Annotated in this window: 1 protein-coding gene; it reads left to right on the top strand. The window is 59.0% G+C overall.

All coding sequences use genetic code 11. The features are described from left to right. On the top strand, positions 1–529 hold a 529-nt coding region (locus tag ACLEJP_RS25510; RefSeq protein ID WP_440810910.1), incomplete at both ends, for an immunoglobulin-like domain-containing protein.

Genomic DNA, 529 nt, shown 5'->3' with positions numbered 1-529 from the left:
ACTGGGCGATGCGGCCAAGGTTCAGGTCACCGACACCACTGACGAAGTGGTGGCCAAGCTGACCGCGACACCGTCGGTTACCGAAGGCGGCGAGATCACCTACACCATTACGCTGACCAACAAAGACGGTCTGCCGATCGACAAGCATTCGGCGCTGACCTTCACGCTGAACGATGGCACCACCATCACCGTGCCGGCGAACAGCACTACTGGCAGCACTACTGTCACTGCGCCGGACAACGTCTACGCAGGTGCCAACGATCCGGTTGTTAAATCCATCGCCACCGTTGATGGGGTTGATGTCGGCAAGTTCGAGCAACTGACCCTGGACAAGACCCCGGTCAGCACCACCGTCACTGACGAACCGGGTACGCCAGGCAACGAAGGCGACCTGGTCAAAGTCACCATCACTGCCGACCAGCCTTCGGTGGCCGAGAACGTCAAACCGACCTTCACGGTAAACATCAACCAGGCACTGGCTCACGATCTGGTCGTGACCCTGAGCAACAATGCCCAGGTCACTATCAAG

This window comes from Pseudomonas sp. SMV7 (assembly GCF_052041995.1).
Taxonomy (GTDB): domain Bacteria; phylum Pseudomonadota; class Gammaproteobacteria; order Pseudomonadales; family Pseudomonadaceae; genus Aquipseudomonas.
Note: the sequence above shows the minus strand (reverse complement) of the source record. Positions and strands in the feature narration are given on the sequence as shown.